At 72.5% G+C, this 20,035-nt stretch carries 16 protein-coding genes, 1 pseudogene and 2 riboswitches; of the genes and pseudogenes, 11 read left to right on the top strand and 6 right to left on the bottom strand.

Translation table 11 applies throughout. The annotated features are described in order from the left end of the window. The first annotated feature begins 159 nt into the window (after positions 1-159). Entirely contained in the window at positions 160-777 is a 618-nt protein-coding gene (locus ACFYRY_RS11180) for a TetR family transcriptional regulator (RefSeq protein ID WP_389142494.1), read from the top strand. Between the two features lie 78 nt (positions 778-855). After that, a riboswitch (TPP riboswitch) is annotated at positions 856-1,031 on the bottom strand. A gap of 93 nt (positions 1,032-1,124) precedes the next feature. On the opposite strand, the gene ACFYRY_RS11175 is transcribed toward ACFYRY_RS11180, so the two are convergent. Next, on the bottom strand, positions 1,125-1,397 hold the full coding sequence (locus tag ACFYRY_RS11175) for a ferredoxin (protein WP_389142492.1): 273 nt from the start codon (positions 1,395-1,397) through the stop codon (positions 1,125-1,127). A gap of 3 nt (positions 1,398-1,400) precedes the next feature. Then, a complete protein-coding gene (locus ACFYRY_RS11170) occupies positions 1,401-2,858 on the bottom strand; it encodes an aldehyde dehydrogenase (RefSeq protein ID WP_389142490.1) in 1,458 nt (485 codons plus the stop codon). Between the two features lie 211 nt (positions 2,859-3,069). On the opposite strand from ACFYRY_RS11170, the gene ACFYRY_RS11165 reads away from it, so the two are divergent. The 7 genes and pseudogenes from ACFYRY_RS11165 to ACFYRY_RS11135 all read left to right on the top strand — a co-directional run bounded on the left by ACFYRY_RS11165 (position 3,070) and on the right by ACFYRY_RS11135 (position 10,518). After that, entirely contained in the window at positions 3,070-4,098 is a 1,029-nt protein-coding gene (locus ACFYRY_RS11165; protein ID WP_389142488.1) for an MBL fold metallo-hydrolase, read from the top strand. A 40-nt stretch (positions 4,099-4,138) separates the two neighbouring features. Next, positions 4,139-4,578 (top strand): annotated as a pseudogene (locus ACFYRY_RS11160) (nuclear transport factor 2 family protein). A 77-nt stretch (positions 4,579-4,655) separates the two neighbouring features. Beyond that, positions 4,656-4,728, top strand: a riboswitch (cobalamin riboswitch). 128 nt (positions 4,729-4,856) lie between these two features. Beyond that, positions 4,857-6,086, top strand: a complete 1,230-nt coding sequence (locus ACFYRY_RS11155; RefSeq protein ID WP_389142486.1) for a prenyltransferase/squalene oxidase repeat-containing protein — start codon at positions 4,857-4,859, stop codon at positions 6,084-6,086. Next, positions 6,083-6,772 (top strand): SCO2322 family protein, encoded by a 690-nt coding sequence (locus ACFYRY_RS11150; RefSeq protein ID WP_389142484.1) that lies wholly within the window; start codon positions 6,083-6,085, stop codon positions 6,770-6,772. Before ACFYRY_RS11155 ends, ACFYRY_RS11150 begins: the two co-directional genes overlap by 4 nt. Beyond that, positions 6,762-7,937, top strand: a complete 1,176-nt coding sequence (locus tag ACFYRY_RS11145) for an energy-coupling factor transporter transmembrane component T (RefSeq protein WP_389142482.1) — start codon at positions 6,762-6,764, stop codon at positions 7,935-7,937. Before ACFYRY_RS11150 ends, ACFYRY_RS11145 begins: the two co-directional genes overlap by 11 nt. Beyond that, the gene (locus tag ACFYRY_RS11140) at positions 7,934-9,694 is read left to right on the top strand and encodes an ABC transporter ATP-binding protein (RefSeq protein WP_389142480.1); all 1,761 of its coding nucleotides are present in this window, start codon (positions 7,934-7,936) and stop codon (positions 9,692-9,694) included. Before ACFYRY_RS11145 ends, ACFYRY_RS11140 begins: the two co-directional genes overlap by 4 nt. After that, complete coding sequence (locus tag ACFYRY_RS11135) at positions 9,691-10,518, top strand: ECF transporter S component (protein WP_389142478.1); 828 nt, start codon at positions 9,691-9,693, stop codon at positions 10,516-10,518. The genes ACFYRY_RS11140 and ACFYRY_RS11135 overlap by 4 nt, the downstream gene beginning before the upstream one ends. A gap of 25 nt (positions 10,519-10,543) precedes the next feature. Here the strand turns inward: ACFYRY_RS11135 and ACFYRY_RS11130 are convergent, their stop codons facing one another. Together ACFYRY_RS11130 and ACFYRY_RS11125 are read right to left on the bottom strand one after the other, a co-directional pair. Beyond that, positions 10,544-10,969: an SRPBCC family protein gene (locus tag ACFYRY_RS11130; RefSeq protein WP_389142476.1), complete on the bottom strand. Its 426-nt coding sequence runs from the start codon at positions 10,967-10,969 to the stop codon at positions 10,544-10,546. 172 nt (positions 10,970-11,141) lie between these two features. Then, entirely contained in the window at positions 11,142-12,311 is a 1,170-nt protein-coding gene (locus ACFYRY_RS11125; RefSeq protein ID WP_389142474.1) for a steroid 3-ketoacyl-CoA thiolase, read from the bottom strand. Positions 12,312-12,567: 256 nt separating this feature from the next. Here ACFYRY_RS11125 and ACFYRY_RS11120 point away from each other — a divergent pair, with 256 nt between their 5' ends. Then, the gene (locus ACFYRY_RS11120) at positions 12,568-13,803 is read left to right on the top strand and encodes a cytochrome P450 (RefSeq protein WP_389142472.1); all 1,236 of its coding nucleotides are present in this window, start codon (positions 12,568-12,570) and stop codon (positions 13,801-13,803) included. A 54-nt stretch (positions 13,804-13,857) separates the two neighbouring features. Here the strand turns inward: ACFYRY_RS11120 and ACFYRY_RS11115 are convergent, their stop codons facing one another. Then, on the bottom strand, positions 13,858-15,447 hold the full coding sequence (locus ACFYRY_RS11115) for a glycosyltransferase family 39 protein (protein ID WP_389142470.1): 1,590 nt from the start codon (positions 15,445-15,447) through the stop codon (positions 13,858-13,860). Positions 15,448-15,468: 21 nt separating this feature from the next. After that, a complete protein-coding gene (locus tag ACFYRY_RS11110) occupies positions 15,469-17,526 on the bottom strand; it encodes a bifunctional glycosyltransferase 87/phosphatase PAP2 family protein (protein ID WP_389142468.1) in 2,058 nt (685 codons plus the stop codon). A 327-nt stretch (positions 17,527-17,853) separates the two neighbouring features. On the opposite strand from ACFYRY_RS11110, the gene proP reads away from it, so the two are divergent. Both proP and ACFYRY_RS11100 read left to right on the top strand, forming a co-directional pair. Then, a complete protein-coding gene (gene proP / locus ACFYRY_RS11105; protein ID WP_389142466.1) occupies positions 17,854-19,227 on the top strand; it encodes a glycine betaine/L-proline transporter ProP in 1,374 nt (457 codons plus the stop codon). 129 nt (positions 19,228-19,356) lie between these two features. Continuing rightward, a complete protein-coding gene (locus ACFYRY_RS11100; RefSeq protein ID WP_389142464.1) occupies positions 19,357-20,028 on the top strand; it encodes an O-methyltransferase in 672 nt (223 codons plus the stop codon). The last annotated feature ends 7 nt before the right edge of the window (positions 20,029-20,035 follow it).

Raw genomic sequence — 20,035 nt, 5'->3', positions numbered from 1 at the left:
ATCTAGAACAAGTTTCAGACTTGATCGTTCGGGAGGCTCTGAATCTACCGGCTGGTAGGGGCGCTGGGAGCAGTGGATCAGGTGATTCACGCCACGACCGGCCCGCCCTGTCATGCTGAGTGATCACTGCTCCTCACCGACTGTCACGGAACGGGACCCATGCCTGTGGATGCCAAGGCGAACAAGGCGCTGTCCTCGCCCCTCACCGAGCGGCAGGAGGCGCGCCGCCGCCGGATCCTGCACGCGAGCGCCCAACTGGCCAGCCGGGGCGGCTTCGACGCGGTTCAGATGCGGGAGGTCGCCGAGTCCTCGCAGGTGGCGCTCGGCACGCTGTACCGCTACTTCCCGTCCAAGGTGCATCTGCTGGTGGCCACCATGCAGGACCAGTTGGAGCACATGCACGGCACGCTGCGCAAGAAGCCGCCGACGGGCGAGTCGGCGGCGCAGCGGGTGGCGGAGACGCTGATGCGGGCGTTCCGCGCGCTGCAGCGCGAGCCGCATCTGGCCGACGCGATGGTCCGCGCCCTCACGTTCGCGGACCGCAGCGTCAGCCCCGAGGTCGACCAGGTCTCCCGCCAGACAACGGCGATCATCCTGGACGCGATGGGCCTGGAGAAGCCCACCCCGGAGCAGCTCTCCGCCGTCCGCGTCATCGAGCACACCTGGCACTCGGCGCTGACCACCTGGCTGTCGGGCCGCGCCTCCATCGCCCAGGTAAAGATCGACATCGAGACGGTGTGCCGGTTGATCGACCTGACGGACCCGGACGGGACCTGAGCTCGATCGATCCGAGGGACCCGAGCCCACCTGAGCTTGATCGATCCGAAGAGCCCGGACCGGGACTGAGCGCGCGAAGAACCTACGAGACGGGTTCCCTTCGCCGGTATTACCCGGATCAGGTGCTGGGGGTCGCCTTCCGGCTCTGCTACTGCCTTCCGGCCTCTCAGCCAGACCGTCGACGTCGGCCGCGGCGGATGCCTGAGCGTCTCGCCACAGTCGGCTACTCCGGTCGAACTCCCTCACTCGTCCCGTAGGCCACTTATCATGATAGAACGCTTATACGGGGACATAACACCCTTGGGCCATGATTCTTTGCCCCCGCGAGCGCCCCCCTAGTCCTCCCCCTACTCCTCCGGCGGGAACACCGGCTCCCCGCTCCCCAGCAGCGTGATCACGATGGCCTCCACCGGGCAGGCCTCCGCCGCCGCGAGGACCTTCTCGTTGGCGTTGGCCTCCGGCTCGACGGGGTGGGACTGGCGGCTCGTGTCGAGGCGGAAGCCGTCGGGGGCGTGGTGGAGGCAGCTCGCGGAGCCGATGCACAGGGAACGGTCGACGTCGATCCGCCAGCGGTCACCCGCCCCCACGCCCGAGTTCGCTCGCGCGGGAGGTGCCGCCATCGCTCAGCCCTCCCAGCCGGCCGGGAGGTGGATCATCTTGTGCTCCAGGTACTCCCCGTAGCCCTCAGGTCCGAACTCCCGCCCCAGTCCGGAGTTCTTGTACCCGCCGAACGGGCCGAGCATGTCGAGGCTGAAGGTGTTCACCGAGTACGTTCCGGTACGGACCTGCCGGGCGACGTCGATGCCGCGCTCGACGTCCGCCGTCCACACGCTGCCGCTGAGGCCGTAGTCGGAGTCGTTCGCGATCTTCAGCGCCTCGGACTCGTCGCCGTAGGGCAGCAGACAGATCACCGGGCCGAAGATCTCCTCGCGGGCGATCCGCATCGAGTTGTCGACATCGCCGAAGAGAGTCGGTTCGACGTACCAGCCCCGGTCCTGGCCCGGCGGACGTCCGCCGCCGGTGAGGATCTTCGCGCCCTCCTCCTGGCCGACGCGGATGTAGTCGAGGTTGCGTCGCTGCTGACGCTCGGCCACCAGCGGGCCCACCTGCGTCGCCGGGTCCAGCGGGTCGCCGACCACCAGCGCGCCGGCCGCCGCCGCGAAGGCCTCGGCGAACTCGTCGTAGCGCGACCGCGGCAGCAGGATGCGGGTCTGCGCCACGCACGCCTGCCCGTTGTTCATCCAGGCCGCCGGGACGATCCCCGCCACCGCCGCCTCCAGGTCCGCGTCCGGCAGCACCACCGCCGCCGACTTGCCGCCCAGCTCCAGTGTCACGCGGGTGAGATGGCGGGAGGCGACCTCCATGACCCGTCGGCCGGCCGCCACCGAGCCGGTGAAGGAGACCTTGTCCACGCCCGGGTGCCCGACCAGGTACTCGCTGACCTCGCGGTCCGCCGGGAGAATCGAGAGCACACCCTCCGGCAGACCGGCCTCGCGCGTGATGTCGGCCAGGATGTACGCGTCCAGCGGCGACTCGGGCGACGGCTTGAGCACCACCGTGCAGCCGGTGAGCAGCGCGGGCGCGAGCTTGGCGGCGGCCACGAACTGCGGGACGTTCCAGGGGACCACGGCCGCGACCACCCCGACCGGTTCACGCCGGACCAGGATGCGGCCGAGCACGCCGTCACGGGTCTCCTCGTACGTGAAGTTCCGCGCGACCGTGATCGCCGAGTCCCACACCATCATCGCGCCGAGCGCCTGGGCGAGGACGCTCCAGGAGTACGGCGACCCGTTCTCGGAGGAGATCACCCGGGCGATCTCCTCGTGCCGCACGGCGATGGCGTCCTTGATCCGGGTGACCACCTCGATCCGCTCGTCCAGTGACATCCGCGGCCAGGGCCCCTCGTCGAAGGCGGCGCGCGCGGCGGCCACCGCCCGGTCCACGTCCGCCGTCGAGGCGTGCGGCACGCGTCCGATGACCTCTTCCGTGTGCGGGGAGACGACCTCGATGACGTCCGTGCCCAGGGGGTCGGTCAACTCCCCGCCGATGAACAGCTGTCCGTGTTCCACGAGCTCGGTCATGGCGAGGGCCTCCCCGGAGCGACAGTCTCTGACGGTTCATCAGATAGGGAACTGATACCAGTTCCACTCGGAGGAGTCCACGGGCGGGACAAGGGCGAGAAGGTCGTCCGGCCCGGAGGGGAAGGTCGTCCGGGGCTCCCATCGAAACGCGTTCTAGTTATACTCGGCCCCGTGGCCGGAACCCGGCGATCACGCGGCGATTGGGGAGCCCATGACGCAGGTGTACGACCACGGCGGCGGCGTCCGGTCCCTGCGGGTCCCCATCCCGGACAACCCCCTCGGCCACACCCTGGTGTACGTCGTCGACACCGACCGCGGACCGGTCCTGATCGACACCGGCTGGGACGACCCGGCCTCCTGGGACGCCCTCACGGACGGTCTGGCCGCCTGCGGCACCTCCCCCGGCGAGATCCACGGTGTGGTGATCACCCACCACCACCCCGACCACCACGGCCTGTCCGGCCGGGTGCGCGAGGCGTCCGGCGCGTGGATCGCGATGCACGCGGCGGACGGCGCGATCGTACGGCGGACCCGCTCGACCCGCCCCGAACGCTGGTTCACCTACATGACGGCGAAGCTGGAAGCCGCCGGCGCCCCCGAGGAGCACGTGGCGCCCCTGCGCGCCGACCGCCCCCACCGCGCCCTGCCCGGACTGGCCCCCGCGCTGCCCGACCGGGAGATCGTGCCCGGCGAACTCCTCGACCTCGCGGGCCGCCGGCTGCGCGCGATCTGGACCCCGGGCCACACCCCGGGCCATGTCTGCCTGCACCTGGAGGAGGAGCACCCCGCCCGACTCCCGGGCCGCGGCCGCCTGTTCTCCGGCGACCACCTGCTCCCCGCGATCACCCCGCACATCGGCCTGTACGAGGATCCCGACGACGCCACCGTCACCGATCCCCTCGGCGACTACCTCGACTCCCTGGAGCGCGTCGGCCGCCTCGCCCCCGCCGAGGTACTCCCGGCCCACCAGCACGTCTTCACCGACGCGGCGTCCCGGGTAGCGGAGTTGCTCGCCCACCATGAGGACCGCCTCACCGGCCTGCTCACCCTCCTGGCCGAGCCCCTCACCCCCTGGCAGCTCGCCGAGCGCATGGAGTGGAACCGCCCCTGGGAACAGATCCCGCACGGCTCCAGGAACATCGCCGTCTCGGAGGCCGAGGCCCATCTGCGCCGACTGGTGAAGCTGGGCCGGGCGGAGGCGGTGACGGGGAGCGAGCCGGTGACGTACGTGGCCGTGTAAAACGGTGGCCGGGTCGCGCGCGGCCGTCTACAACTTGACCATGGAGCACCTTCTCGCCGAACGCGCCTGTGAACGTCTGATCGTCGACTTCGTCCACCGTCTCGACCTCGGCGACCCGTCCTCCGTGGCCGAACTCTTCACGGAGGAAGGCAGTTGGGAGTGGCCGGCGGGTGAGCGGCTGATCAGGGGACGGGACGCGCTGCGCGACTACTTCGGCTCCCGCCCCGCCGACCGGCTCTCCCGCCGCATATGTCCAACATCCTCGTCACGGTCACCTCCCCGGACACCGCGACAGCCATCTCGTACTTCGCGACCTACCGCGTCGACGGCCACCAGGGCGGCATGATCCCGGCCGGCCCTCCGGTCCAGATCGGCCACTATCAGGACACCTTCCACCGCACCCCTGACGACACCTGGCTCCTGGCCGCCCGCACCCTGTTCCTGCCCTTCGCAGGCGCGACTCCCCGCGTCCGCCGGTGATCCGTCACCCGCGGGCACCCCGTGGGGCGTTGCGCACGGGCCGGTAGAGTGGACCGGTCGTGATCACGCCCGTACGGGGGGAAGCCGGTGCGAATCCGGCGCTGGCCCGCAACCCTGAGCCGCCCGTCGAGGCGGCGAGCCGGATTGCCCCGCGCGGAGGTGACCGGCTCACGTGCACCGGCGACCGGCCGGTGTGCGGCACCGTCGAGGTATACGGAGCCGAGCCGCCGGGGTGTCCCGTGCTGTTTGACTCCCCCAGGGAGAGGCACCCGCCGATCATGAACGTCCGCCGCCGCGCCATGGTCCTGGCCGCCGCCACCGCCGTGATCGGCGCCGTCACCTCGCCCGCCGTCGCCGCCGGCCCCTCCCCGGCCGCGCCGCCCGCGCTCCCCTCCGGGCTCTACGGCAGCTCCGACCCGACGTACGACGGCGTCTGGCGTCAGTCCCTCGCGCTGCTCGCCCAGCACACCGTGGGCGTACGGCCCGCCACGTCGGCCGTGGACTGGCTGACCGGGCAGCAGTGCGCGAACGGCGCCTTCGCTCCGTTCCGCGCCGACGTCTCCAAGCCGTGCGACGCCAAGGTCATGGTCGACACCAACAACACGGCCGCCGCCGTCCAGGCCCTCACCGCGCTCGGCGGTCACCGGGCCGCCACCGGCAAGGCCGTCGCCTGGCTGAAGTCCGTGCAGAACACGGATGGCGGCTGGGGCTACGCTCCCGGCGGCGCCAGCGACACCAACTCGACGTCCGTCGTCGTCGGCGCGCTGACCGCCGTGGGGGAGAAGCCCGCGCGGATCGAGAAGGGCGGCCGGTCGCCGTACGACGCCCTGGTGAAGCTGGCCCTGCCGTGCGAGGGCGAGGGCTCCGGGGCCTTCGCCTTCCAGCCGGACAAGAAGCGGAAGTTGGCGGCCAACGCGGACGCCACCGCGGCCGGTGTCGTGGGGGCGCTCGGCAAGGGACTGATGGTGGAGCCCGCCATGAAGGGCGAGGCCGCCGTCTGTTCGGACTCCGGCTCCCCCTCCCCGCAGCGGGCCGCCGCCAACGGCGCCGCCTATCTCACCAAGGCGCTCGGGAAGGACGGCCACCTGATGTCCGCCCTCCCCGGCGCCACCGACCAGCCCGACTTCGGCAACACCGCCGACGCCGTGGTCGCGCTCGCCGCGCAGGGCGGGGCCGAGCGGGCCGCCGGGCCCCTGAAGTGGCTGGAGCGCAACTCGTCGGCGTGGGCGAAGCAGAGCGGGCCCGCCGCCTACGCCCAATTGGTGTTCGCCGCGCACGCGACCGGCACGGACCCGCGCGACTTCGGCGGCACGGACCTGGTGCGGCAGCTCAACGCGACCGGACCGGCCCCGCAGACGGCGCCCGCGGGGTCCGGTGAGTCCGGTGAGTCCGCCGCGGACGACGGCTCGGGCGGCGGGAACGTCTGGTGGATGGTCGGCGCGGGGCTCGCCGCCGGGGCCGGCATCGGCTTCCTGCTCAGCGGCCGCGCCAAGAGGAAGCGGCCGTGACCCGACGCCGTGCCGTCACGCTGTTCGTGACCGTCCTGTTCCTCCTGGTGGGGGCCGTGGGGCAGGCGCAGGCCGCCGGTTACCGCTACTGGTCCTTCTGGGACCGCGACGGCGACCGGTGGACGTACGCGACCCAGGGGCCCTCCACCGCCCGCCCCTCCGACGGAGACGTCCAGGGCTTCCGTTTCGCGGTGAGCGAGGACTCCGGCGACGCCGCACAGCCGCGTACCGCGGCCGACTTCGGCACGATCTGCGCTCACTCGCCCGCACGCGACGGCAGCAAGAGGGTGGCCCTGGTCATCGACTTCGGCACGAGGACGGACGCCCCGTCCGGCGAGAGCCCGCCGCCGCGACGAACGGCGTGCGCCGTCGTCTCCCCCGACGCCACGACGGCGGAGGCCCTGGCGTCCGTCGCCAAACCGCTCCGCTACGACACCGGCGCCCTGCTGTGCGCGATCGCGGGCTACCCGAGGACCGGCTGCGGGGAGCAGGTGGCGACGGGAAGGACGCCGGGGGCCACGTCCGAGGAGCACAACCCGGAGCAGGGGACGCGGGAGGCGCAGGCGAAGGACCAGGAGTCGGCGGGCGGGGGGCCTTCGGTGGGCTTGTTCGCCGGGGTGGCCGCCGTCGCCGTACTGGGCGCGGCGGCGGCGTGGCAGGCCAGGCGGCGCAGGGATGGGTCGTAGCCGCGAGTGGTCCGGCCGACGGGCAGAGCGCCGGGCCGGGCTGCACCCCGGTGCCTGGTGGCTCTGGGCCCTGGGCCTCGGCACCGCCGCCACCCGCACCACCAACCCCCTCCTGCTGGCCCTGCTCATCGCCGCCTCCGCCTACGTGGTGGCCGCCCGCCGCCCCGACACCCCCACCGCGCACTCCTACTCCGCCTTCGCCAGACTCGCCCTGGCGGTCCTGCTCATCCGCCTCCTGTTCGCCGTGGTCCTCGGCTCCCCCGTGCCCGGCACGCACGTGCTCGTCACCCTCCCCGAAGTCCCCCTCCCCGACTGGGCGCAGGGCATCCGCCTCGGCGGCACGGTCACCGCCGAGGGGCTCCTGTTCGCGCTCTACGACGGTCTGAAGCTCGCCGCGCTGCTCATCTGCGTCGGCGCGGCGAACGCGCTCGCGAACCCGGCCCGGCTACTCAAGTCCCTGCCGGGCGCGCTGTACGAGATGGGTGTGGCCGTGGTCGTCGCCCTCACCTTCGCCCCGAACCTCATCGCCGACGTGCAGCGGCTGCGCGCCGCCCGCCGGCTCCGCGGCCGCCCGGACAAGGGCGTCCGCGGCCTGCTGCACGTGGGCCTTCCGGTGCTGGAGGGCGCCCTCGAACGCTCCGTCTCCCTCGCCGCCGCGATGGACGCCCGCGGCTACGGCCGCAGCGCCGACGTTCCCGCCCGCGTCCGCCGTACGACCGCCGCCCTCACTCTCGGCGGCCTGCTCGGCGTCTGCGCGGGAACGTACGGTCTGCTGACCGCCGAGGGCGGCACCTACGGTCTGCCGGTCCTGCTCGCCGGGCTCGCCGCCGCCCTGGCCGGTCTGCACCTCGGCGGCCGGCGTTCGCTGCGCACCCGCTACCGCCCCGACCGGTGGGACGTCCGCGCCTGGCTGGTCGCCGGGTCCGGTGCCGCCGTCGCCGTCCTGCTGACCCTCGCCGCCTCCCACGACCCCGAGGCGCTGCACCCCGGCGTGGTCCCCCTCGTCGCCCCCGCCCTTCCGCTGTGGCCCGCGGCGGCCGTCCTCCTCGGTCTCCTGCCTGCCTTCGTCGCACCGGCCCCGGCTTCCGTCCCCGTGTCCCGGCCCGGGCCCGCACCCGGGTCCGTTCAGCCCACGCCCACGTCCTCACTCAAGGAACCGTCGTGATCCGTTTCGAGAGCGTCTCCGTGACGTACGACGGTGCCGCCGAACCCACCGTCCGGGATGTCGACCTCGAGGTGCCGGAAGGCGAACTCGTCCTGCTCGTCGGCCCGTCCGGGGTGGGCAAGTCCACGATCCTGGGCGCGGTCAGCGGTCTCGTCCCGCACTTCACCGGGGGCACCCTCCGCGGCCGGGTCACCGTCGCCGGCCGGGACACCCGCACGCACCAACCGCGCGAACTCGCCGACGTGGTGGGGACCGTCGGTCAGGACCCGCTCTCGCACTTCGTGACGGACACCGTCGAGGACGAACTCGCCTACGGCATGGAGTCGTTGGGCCTCGCCCCGGACGTGATGCGCCGCCGCGTCGAGGAGACCCTGGATCTGCTGGGCCTCGCGGACCTGCGTGACCGGCCCATCGCCACGCTCTCCGGCGGCCAGCAGCAGCGGGTCGCGATCGGCTCGGTCCTCACCCCGCACCCACGGGTCCTGGTCCTGGACGAGCCGACGTCCGCGCTCGACCCGGCGGCGGCGGAGGAGGTCCTCGCGGTGCTCCAGCGGCTCGTGCACGACCTCGGTACGACGGTCCTCATGGCCGAGCACCGTCTGGAACGCGTCATCCAGTACGCCGACCAGGTCGCTCTCCTCCCGACGCCGTCAGCGGCGCCGGTCCTCGGCACCCCGGCCGAGATCATGGCCGTATCGCCGGTGTACCCGCCGGTGGTGGGCCTGGGCCGCCTCGCCGACTGGTCCCCGCTGCCGCTGACGGTCCGGGACGCCCGGCGTCGCGCGGGCGCCCTGCGGGAACGGCTGACCGGGCGGGAGGCGGTGGAAGACGAACCGTTCGCCCGGTCGGTCGCCGAGCCCGGCCCCGGACGCATCGCCGGACCGCCCCCGTCACCCGCTGCCCTCTCCGCCACCGGCGACACGGCCGTCGCCACCACCGCCCCAGCCTCCCGCTGGCGCCTGCGTAAAAAGACCCCAGCCGCCACCGCTCCTGATGCCACGGGCGCCCCCACGGCCGACGTCCGCTCCCTCGCCGTCCGCCGCGACCGCGTCCAGGCCCTCCGCCACATCGACCTGGCCGTCCGTCCCGGCGAGACCGTCGCCCTCATGGGCCGCAACGGCGCCGGGAAGTCCACGCTGCTCGCGGCGCTCGTCGGGCTGATCGCGCCGGGCGCCGGATCCGTCCGGGTCGGCGGAGCCGTACCGCACCGGACTCCCCCGCGTGACCTCGTACGCCTGGTGGGTCTGGTCCCGCAGGAACCCCGGGACCTGCTGTACGCGGATACGGTCGCCGCCGAGTGCGCGGCCGCCGACCGGGACGCGGGCGCGGCGGCGGGCACCTGCCGGGCGCTGGTCCGCGAGCTGCTCCCCGGCATCAGCGACGGCACCCACCCGCGTGACCTGTCCGAGGGGCAGCGACTCGCGCTCGCCCTGGCCGTGGTCCTGACCGCCCGGCCTCCGCTGCTGCTCCTCGACGAGCCGACGCGGGGCCTGGACTACGCGGCGAAGGCGCGCCTGGTCGCCGTGCTGCGGGGGCTGGCGGCCGACGGGCACGCGATCGTGCTGGCCACGCACGATGTCGAGCTGGCCGCCGAACTGGCCCACCGTGTGGTCCTGTTGGCCGACGGCGAGGTGATCGCGGACGGGCCGACGGCGGACGTGGTGGTCGCCTCCCCGTCCTTCGCCCCGCAGGTCACCAAGATCCTGGCGCCGCTGAAGTGGCTCACGGTGGCCCAGGTGCGCAAGGCGCTGTCATGACCGCCGCGCACGACACCACCCGTCAGGCCCGCGCCGTCCGTCTCGGTCCGCGTTCCCTGCTCGCTCTCGCCCTGGTCAGTGGGGTCGGCGTGGTCGCTTTCTGCTGGCCGTTCCTCGCCCCGCCGGCCTCCCGGGTCAGCGCGCACGCGCAGGACGCGCCCTGGCTCTTCGCGGGTCTGCTGGTCCTGCTGGTCGCCGTGGTCGCCGCGACGATCTCCGAGTCGGGGCTCGGCCCGAAGGCGGTGGCGATGCTCGGGGTGCTGGCGGCGACGGGGGCGGCGCTGCGGCCGATCGGGGCCGGAACGGCCGGTATCGAGCCGATGTTCTTCCTGATGGTGCTGAGCGGACGGGTCCTCGGCCCCGGCTTCGGCTTCGTCCTCGGGTCGGTGACGATGTTCGCGTCGGCGCTGCTCACCGGCGGGGTGGGCCCGTGGATGCCGTTCCAGATGCTGGCGATGGGCTGGTTCACGATGGGGGCGGGCCTGCTGCCGGGGGCCGACCGTCTGCGCGGTCGGCCTGAGCTGGGCCTGCTGGCCGGGTACGGCTTCCTCGCCGCCTTCGCCTACGGCACGGTGATGAACCTGGCCGGCTGGCCGTTCATGCAGCAGAACGCGTCGAGCATCGCCTTCGCCCCGGACGCCGCGGTCCCCGACAACCTGGCCCGTTTCGTCGCCTACTGCCTGGCCACCTCGCTGGGCTGGGACCTGGGCCGGGCCCTGGTCACCGTCGTCCTGACCTTCCTGGTCGGCCCGGCGCTCCTGCGCGCCCTGCGCCGCGCCACCCGCCGGGCGGCGTTCGAGGCGCCCGTCACCTTCGACGCGTAGACGACCAGCCGTTCACCGCGAGAGGTCAGGCCGTTGCCGCGGTCTCGGCCAGCTTCTGGAACTCGCCGAGATCGTAGTTGGCGAGTGTCGAGTCCAGGTTGGTGAGCGCGCCCAGGTGCTCGACGAAACCCTTGGGGTCGTACTCGATCTGGAGCGTCACCCGGCTCGTGGTGTCGCTGAGGCGATGGAAGGTGACCACGCCCGCGTGATCGACCCCTTCCACGGTGTGCCAGGCGATGCGGTCCTCCGGAACCACTTCGGTGAGCTCGGCGACGAAACTCTTGTCGGCGCCCGGGAGTTGTAACTGCCACGCGAAGCGGCGATCGTCCAGCCTCTCCACCCGGCGTACATGGCTCAGGAAGGACGGCCACCGGTTCACGTCGCTCCACAGCGCCCAGGCGACGGCGACGGGAGCCTTGAGATCGACGGTTTCCACGAGGGACGCGGACATGGAGTACCTCTCCTTCGGTTCGGTCGGGTGCCGGAGACGGCCGCAGTGCGATCCGGATACCCGCGCCCGGGCCGCCCACACGGTCCGGGCGCCGCCGCCCCCGAACCGGGTGGTGGGTGTCGGGGCCCCGCCCCGGTCGACCGGGTGGGGCCCCGCCCGTTCCCGTGGGCGGCTACAGCCGCTGCAGGATCGTGCCGGTGGCCAGGCCGCCGCCCGCGCACATCGTCACCAGCGCGAACTCCTTGTCCCTGCGCTCCAGTTCATGCAGCGCCGTGGTGATGAGCCGGGCCCCGGTGGCGCCCACCGGGTGACCGAGTGCGATCGCGCCGCCGTTGACGTTGACCTTCGTGAGGTCCTGTTCGAAGACCTTGGCCCAGCTCAACACCACGGAGGCGAAGGCCTCGTTGATCTCGACGAGGTCGATGTCCTTCAGGGACATGCCCGCCTTCCCCAGCACCGCGCGGGTGGCGTCGATGGGCCCGTCGAGGTGGAAGTGCGGGTCCGCTCCGACGAGGGCCTGCGCGACGATCCGGGCGCGGGGCCGCAGCTTCAGCGCCCGCGCCATCCGTTTCGACGCCCACATGATCGCCGCCGCGCCGTCGCTGATCTGCGAGGAGTTGCCCGCCGTGTGGATGGCCGTCGGCATGACCGGCTTGAGGCCCGCCAGCGCCTCCATCGACGTGTCGCGCAGGCCCTCGTCACGGTCGACGAGGCGCCACATGCCCTGCCCGGCGACCTGTTCGTCCTCCGTGGTGGGGACCTGCACCGCGAAGGTCTCGCGCTTGAACCGCTCCTCCGCCCAGGCCACGGCCGCCCGTTCCTGGGAGGCGAGGCCGAGGGAGTCGACGTCCTGCCTCGTCAGTCCGCGGTGCCGCGCGATCCGTTCCGCCGCCTCGAACTGGTTGGGCAGGTCCACGTTCCACTCGTCGGGGAACGGCTTCCCCGGCCCGTGCTTCGATCCGGACCCCAGCGGTACCCGCGACATCGCCTCGACGCCGCACGAGATGCCGACGTCGATGACCCCGGCCGCGACCATGTTGGCGACCATGTGCGAGGCCTGCTGGGAGGAGCCGCACTGCGCGTCGACCGTCGTCGCGGCCGTCTCGTAGGGCAGGCCGACGGCCAGCCAGGCGGTGCGCGCGGGGTTCATGGACTGTTCGCCGGCGTGGGTGACCGTGCCGCCGACGATCTGTTCGACCGCGTCGGCGGGGATGCCGGTGCGGCCCAGGAGTTCACGGTAGGTCTCGCCCAGGAGATAGGCGGGGTGCAGATTGGCGAGCGCGCCGCCGCGCCTGCCGATGGGGGTGCGTACAGCCTCGACGATCACGGGTTCCGCGGCCATGGGGAGTTCCTCTCCTCCGGTAACCGCGCGGCGCGGGGGCGTCCCGGCCCGGCCCGCCACGCGGAACTAGTACGTGTTCTAGTTCCGTTCCACCAGCAGTCTGCTGACCTGCCGCCCGCAACCGCAAGGGGTGTGCAGGCAATTCGGGGCGCCACACCCCTTGCTACTTATGGAACCCGTTACTACCTTCACGGCGACCTCACTCCTGATGGACCGTCAGAAACAATGCGGCCAAGAACCCCAGCCGGAGTCGCCCATGCCCTGTCCAGCTGTCCCCGACGGGTTCGACTTCACCGATCCCGACCTGCTGCAACACCGCGTCCCCCTGCCGGAGTTCGCCGAGCTGCGCCGGGCCGAACCGGTCCGCTGGATCCCCCAGCCGAGCAACCTCGCCGGGTTCCAGGACGAGGGATACTGGGCCGTGACGCGGCACGCGGACGTCAAGTACGTCTCCACGCATCCGGAGCTCTTCTCCTCGTACCTGAACACGGCGATCATCCGTTTCAACGAGCACATCGAGCGGGACGCGATCGACGCGCAGCGGCTGATCCTGCTGAACATGGATCCACCCGAGCACACCCGGGTCCGGCAGATCGTGCAGCGGGTGTTCACGCCGAGGGCGATCCGCGCGCTGGAGGACAACCTGCGTTCCCGCGCCCACGCGATCGCGGCGAGCGCCCGCGCCCGCTCCGGCTCCTTCGACTTCGTCACGGAGGTCGCCTGCGAGCTGCCCCTCCAGGCCATCGCGGAGCTCATCGGCATCCCGCAGGACGACCGGGCCAAGATCTTCGACTGGTCCAACAAGATGATCTCGTACGACGATCCGGAGTACGCGATCACCGAGGAGGTCGGCGCGGAGTCGGCCACCGAACTCATCGCGTACGCCATGAACATGGCCGCGGATCGCAAGCAGTGCCCGGCGAAGGACATCGTGACGACGCTGGTGGCGGCCGAGGACGAGGGCAGCCTCAGCTCGGACGAGTTCGGGTTCTTCGTGCTGATGCTGGCGGTGGCGGGGAACGAGACCACCCGCAACGCCATCACCCACGGCATGCACGCCTTCCTCACCCATCCCGAGCAGTGGGAGCTGTACAAGAGGGAGCGGCCCGCGACGACGGCCGAGGAGATCGTGCGGTGGGCGGCTCCGGTCAACTCCTTCCAGCGCACCGCCACCCAGGACACCGAACTGGGCGGCCAACAGATCAAGAGGGGTGACCGGGTGGGGCTGTTCTACGCCTCCGCCAACCACGACCCCGAGGTCTTCGAGAACCCGGACGCCTTCGACATCACCCGCGATCCCAATCCGCACCTCGGGTTCGGGGGCGGTGGCCCGCACTTCTGCCTCGGCAAGTCCCTGGCGGTGCTGGAGATCAACCTCATCTTCAACGCGATCGCCGACGCCATGCCGACTCTGAAACCGACGGGCGATCCCCGTCGGCTGCGGTCGGCGTGGATCAACGGGGTGAAGGAACTCCAGGTCAGCACGGGCTGACGCACACCCCGGTACTCGGGCCGACGGTTTCCCGGCACCGTCGGCCCGTCCGGGTCAGGAACGGCCCGCGGCCGGCGCCGGCGTGGGGCGGCAGTGCCCGGGGCGGGCGTAGACGAGGAGCTGCGCGCCGAGGAGCGGGACGCGCTCGCAGACCTCGAAGTGCTCCCTCAGGACTCGCCGTTTGAGCTGCTCCGCGGGGAAGGGGTCGAGCGGTTGCCCCGGCGGGTCGGTGAGGGCGATGACCCGGTCCGCCTCCAGGACGCGGCGGCGGATCTCGGTGGCGGGGAGTTCGGTGCCCTGGAGGGTGCGCGAGGACTCGGGCGACTCGGCGAGGGCGAGGTCGTCGAGCCGGTCGTAGACCCTGGGCTGGGACAGCAGCCACTCGCGGCGGCGGGCGGGCAGGAACAGGACGCCGTCGCCCTCGCGCGCGGTCCGCTGCACGGCTCGGGCGACCGCGATCACGTCGTCCTTACGGCTCTGCGGCGAACGCACCAGCGACGACCACGGCAGCAGGACGGCGACCGCCACGCCCGCCAGCAGGCCCGCGACCAGCGCGCGGGGCACCGGGGCGAGCCGGTGCCGCTGCCCGACCGCCCAGGCCAGCGCGGCCCCGGCCGGCCACGCCAGCCCGGTCGTGCCGTACAGCACATACCGGTCGACGTACCAGGGCTCGACGAGCGAGAGCACCATCAGCAGGCCACTCGGCGCGATGAGCAGCGGGAGGGCGAGGCGGACGAGTGCCCCGCCGGAGCCCGCGCGCACCAGGAGCAGGCACAGCAGCCCGCCCGCCGCCGAGAGCCCCAGGAACAGCAGCCACGCGCTCGGGCTCGGGCGGCCGAGCCGGCCCAGCTGCTGCTCGGCCTGTCCGGCGCCGACCACCGCCAGCGGCAGCAGGCTCACCGTGGCGCAGGCCGCCGCGACCCCCCACCGCCGCCACACCTGGCGGGGCGCCCGCGACCAGCACAGCGTCAGCGCGTGGGCCACCAGTGCCAGCACCGCGAACGCGTGCAGCCAGCAGGCGAGAGCGAGGGTGAGGGCGTACGCCGTCCACCAGCGGGCGCGGGAGTGCGGCACGGCCCGGACGAAGCAGTACGTCGCCCAGGTCACACCTGCGGTGACCAGGGCGTACGAGCGGCCCTCCTGGGCGTACTGCTGGGTGCTGGGGAGCACCGCGAAGACCAGGCCCGCCAGGGTGCCGGCGCGGCGGCCCGCCAGTCGCGCGCCGGTCGCGCCGACCCCCGCCGCCGCGACCGCCGTCGCCAGGGCCGAGGGGAGTCTGAGAGCCGTCAGGCCGCCGTCGCCCCAGACGGCGAACACGGCGTGCATGAGGAGGTAGTACAGGCCGTGGACGGCGTCGACGTGGTCCAGCAGGCCCCACAGGTCGCCGAGCGAGCGGTGGGCCACCTGGTAGGTGACCGACTCGTCGCGCCACATGCTGTCGTGACGGTCGATGCCCAGGAGGCCGAGGGCGAGGGCGGCGGCCGCGGGGAGCACGACCGGCAGCGATCGCCGCCGGCGGGGGGCGGACCGCGGGGGCGCGCCGGGGATCACGGACGTGGCGCCGCCGCCCGCGGGGGCTCCCGCGGGGTCCAGGTGCTGGGTGATGACGTCCTCCAGGGAAGCGGCGGGCTGGTCACCACCCACGCGACTGATCGGCGATCCGGATCAGTCTCCGGTGGGTGACCGCTTCCCCGCCGGTACGCCACGGCCCCCGGGGACCGGCCGGTCGGCGGCGACCGTCACGACACCCGCGCGCGGCCCCGCCAACAGGTACGTCAGGCCGAAGCCCGCGCCGGCCACGGCCGCACCGCCGACGGCGTCGAGCACCCAGTGGTTGGCGGTCGCCACGATCGCGGACCCGGTGAGCAGCGGGTGCAGCAGGCCCAGGACCTTCATCCACCACCTGGGAGCCAGGACCGCGATCACGATGCCGCACCACAGGGCCCAGCCGAAGTGCAGTGACGGCATCGCCGCGTACTGGTTGGCGACCTTGGTCATCGCGCCGTAGTCCGGCTTGGAGAAGTCCTGGACGCCGTGCACGGTGTCGATGAAGCCGGCGCCCGGCATCAGGCGCGGCGGGGCCAGTGGGTAGAGCCAGAAACCGAGCAGGCCGAGCAGGGTGGCTAGGCCCAGCGCGGAGCGCGCCCAGCGGTAGTCGGCGGGGCGGCGGAGGTAGAGCACGGCGAGGATGGTGAGCGGGACGACGAAGTGGAAGGACACGTAGGTGAAGTCGAGGAAGCCGCGCAGCCAGTCCACCCGCACCACGGAGTGGTTGGCCCAGCGCTCGATGTCGATGGACAGCCATTTCTCCAGCGAGTGGATCTGGCGGGCGTGGTGCTCGGCGGTGGACCGGTCGGTGGCCACCCCGGCCCGGACCTGGGCGTAGGCGGCGTAGGTCACGCGCAGGAGCAGCAGTTCCAGCAGGAGGTTCGGGCGGCTGAGGGCCCGGCGCAGGAAGGGCGGCAGCTGGACGCGCCGGAAGCGGGCGGGCACGGGTGGCGCGTACGCGGTCGGGAGCGGTGACCGGTAGTGCGGCGAGGTCCGGGACAGGAACGGCACGACGGTGGCGGCGAGGACCGCGGCCAGCAGCACCATGTTGTCCCGGAGGCCGTACAGCCAGTGCATGTTCGGCAGCATCATCTTCGCGGGCAGCGTCATCACCAGCACGACGGCGACCGGCCACACGTACCGGTCGCCGGCCCGTTTGCCGACCCGGCCGACGACCGCGAGCAGCACCCACAGCAGCTGGTGCTGCCAGGCGGTCGGCGAGACGGCGATCGCGGCGCAGCCGGTGATCGCGACGGCGAGCAGCAGTTGTCCGTCGCGGGCGTAGCGCACCGCGCGGCGCAGGCCGAGGACGGCGACGCCCGCGCCGAGCAGGAGGAAGAGGCTGACCTCCAGGGGACCGGACAGGCCCGTCCGCAGCAGGGAGCCGTGCAGGGACTGGTTGGCGAGGTCGTCGGCGTTGCCGCCCAGGCCGGTACCGGCCAGGTGGTGCACCCAGTAGGTGTACGAGTCGTGTCCCATCGCCGCCCAGGCGACGGTGGTGCATCCGAGGAACGTCAGGCCGGTGGAGAGCGCCGCCTGGCGGCGGCCGGTGAACCACAGCAGCGGGGCGAAGAGCAGCACGGTGGGCTGCAGGGCCGCCGCGAAGCCGATGAGCAGGCCGCAGGCCCGCTGGCCGGGTACGGCGAAGCAGCCGAGCAGCACGAGCAGGACCGGGATGACGCTGGTCTGGCCGAGGTGGAGGGCGTTGCGTATCGGCAGCGACAGCATCAGCAGGCTGATCGCGACCGGCGCGGCGAGCAGGGAGGTGCGTCTGCTGACCGGCTGGGGCAGGGCGCGCGCGGCGATCAGGCCGAGGGCGACGACCAGCAGCAGGGTGCCGAAGGTCCAGCCCCAGCCGAGGGCCTGCTCGGCGGTTCTGGTGAGCGGCTTGAGCACCAGTCCGGCGAAGGGGGTGCCGGTGAAGGTCGTCGAGTCGTACAACGAGCCGTTCACATGCAGGACGCCGTGGGGGCCGACCCAGGTCTCCAGGTCCGTCAGCCGGTCGCCCCGGGGTGTCCTGAGGACGATGGCCACCTGGCGTGCGGCGAGGACGGCGGCGACGAGCCACAGGGCCAGCCGCGCCGCCCGCAGGCGGGCCTGAGCGGCCATGGCCGGGCCGACGGCGGTAGCTCCGAAAGCTCCCGCCGCTGGTCCGCCGTGCTCCGCGTTCGCCACGCCTGGTCGGCCTCCCGCCCCGTCCACGTATCGGATCGCCCACTCCGCCCACCTGACGGATTTTTCCCTTTTGTCCGCTTGACGATAGTGCGCGAACGGGGCGGTTGCCTCCGCGGGACGCGAGAAGGATCACAGAAAGTCCTGGCGGGAACCGCGCGAAAACAGGCCCGCGGGCCTGTTCGCGGCGTATTTACGTGCCCCATGCATCGACTTGTGCGCGGACCGTGATCAGGGCATGTGCCCCTATGGTCACTCTTTCGGCCTGTCCGCCGGCGTCGTCGCCCAGGCCCGTCCCCCTGTCCCCGTCGAAAGGTGGCGAGCGAAGTTTTGCCGACTGCCACAGTCGCCCCTCCCCCGTCCCCGGACGTCGACCCGAAGACCGGCCCCGCCACCGGCCCAGCCACCGACCCCGCGCTCGTCAGGCGTGCCGTGCGGGCCGCCGCGCTGGGCAACGCGATGGAATGGTTCGACTTCGGTGTCTACAGCTACATCGCGGTCACCCTGGGCAAGGTCTTCTTCCCGTCCGGCAACCCGACCGCCCAGCTGCTCTCCACCTTCGGCGCCTTCGCCGCCGCCTTCCTGGTCCGCCCGCTCGGCGGCATCGTCTTCGGCCCCCTCGGTGACCGTGTCGGCCGCCAGAAGGTGCTGGCCGTCACCATGATCATGATGGCGGCGGGCACGTTCGCCATCGGCCTGATCCCCTCGTACGCCTCGATCGGCGTCGGCGCGCCGCTGCTGCTGCTGGCCGCCCGCCTGGTGCAGGGCTTCTCGACCGGCGGCGAGTACGCCGGCGCCTCCACCTTCATCGCCGAGTACGCCCCCGACCGGCGGCGCGGCTTCCTCGGCAGCTGGCTGGAGTTCGGCACACTGGCCGGCTACATCGGCGGCGCGGGCCTGGTCACGCTACTGACGGCGCTGCTGTCCACCGACGATCTGCTGTCCTGGGGCTGGCGGGTCCCGTTCCTGATCGCGGGCCCGATGGGCATCGTCGGCCTCTACCTGCGGCTGCGCCTGGAGGAGACCCCGGCGTTCGCGGCCGAGGTCGAGAAGGCCGAGTCCCGTCGCCCGAAGGTGCCGCTGCGCGAGATGATCGTCGGCCAGTGGCGGGCGCTGCTGCTGTGCGTGGGCCTGGTGCTGGTCTTCAACGTCACCGACTACATGCTGCTGTCGTACATGCCGAGCTACCTGACCAGTGAGCTCAGGTACGACGAGACCCACGGCCTGCTGGTCGTGCTGGTCGTGATGGCCCTGATGATGGTCGCCCAGCCCTTCGCGGGCGCGCTCACCGACCGGGTGGGCCGCCGCCCGGTCATCGCGGCGGGCTGCGTGGGCTTCCTGCTCCTGTCCGTGCCGGCCCTGCTCCTGATCCGCCAGGGCAGCCTGACCGCCGTCGCGCTCGGCATGGGTGCGCTGGGGCTGCTGCTGGTGTGCTTCACGGCGGCCATGCCGTCGGCCCTGCCCGCCCTGTTCCCGACGCGGGTCCGTTACGGCTCCCTCTCGATCGGGTTCAACGTGTCGGTGTCGCTCTTCGGCGGGACGACCCCGCTGGTGGTGACGGCGCTGATCGGGGCAACGGGGAACATGATGATGCCCGCGTACTACATGATGGCGGCGGCTGTCGTCGGCGGGGTGGCGGTGTGGTTCATGACCGAGTCGGCGGGCAGGCCCCTGCCGGGGTCGGCGCCTTCGACGGAACGGTAGTCGGGCGGGCGGATCGAGCGCGCCTGGGCAGATCGGCTGAAACCCGTCGGCGCGTGCCCGCTGACAGCGCACCGGCGCGGGACTATATTCGTTAGCGGATCTAACTAGATACCCGAAAGGCACAGGTGCATGAGCGAGTCGCAGCTCTGGGACGTCGTCGACGACTACTTCACCACCCACCTCGCGCCCGACGACGAGGTCCTGGACGCGGCGCTCCGCGACAGCGAGGCCGCCGAGCTGCCGCAGATCGCCGTCACCGCGCCCCAGGGGAAGCTGCTCCAGCTCCTCGCGCAGATCCACGGCGCCCGCACCATCCTGGAGATCGGCACCCTCGGCGGCTACAGCACCATCTGGCTGGCCCGCGCGCTGCCCGCCGACGGCCGCCTGGTCACCCTGGAGTACAGCCCCCGGCACGCCGAGGTGGCCTCCCGCAACATCGCCCGCGCGGGCCTCGACAAGCTGGTCGACGTACGGGTGGGCGCGGCGCTGGAGTCGCTGCCCCGGCTGGCCGACGAGAACCCGGCGCCCTTCGACCTGGTCTTCATCGACGCCGACAAGGGCAACAACCCGCACTACGTGGAGTGGGCGCTCAGGCTCACCCGCGAGGGCAGCCTGATCATCGTCGACAACGTGGTGCGCGGCGGCCGGGTGGCCGACGCGGACAGCACCGCGCCGGACGTCCAGGGCACCCGGACCGCCCTCGAACTGATCGGCAAGCACCCCCGGTTGGACGGCACCGCGATCCAGACGGTCGGCGGCAAGGGCTACGACGGCTTCGCGCTGGTCCGGGTGCTCGCCTAGGACGCGC

The organism is Streptomyces sp. NPDC005263, from assembly GCF_042872365.1.
Classification (GTDB): Bacteria; Actinomycetota; Actinomycetes; order Streptomycetales; family Streptomycetaceae; genus Streptomyces.
The sequence above is the reverse complement of the archived record's forward strand: the minus strand, read 5'-3'. Positions and strand labels throughout refer to the sequence as shown.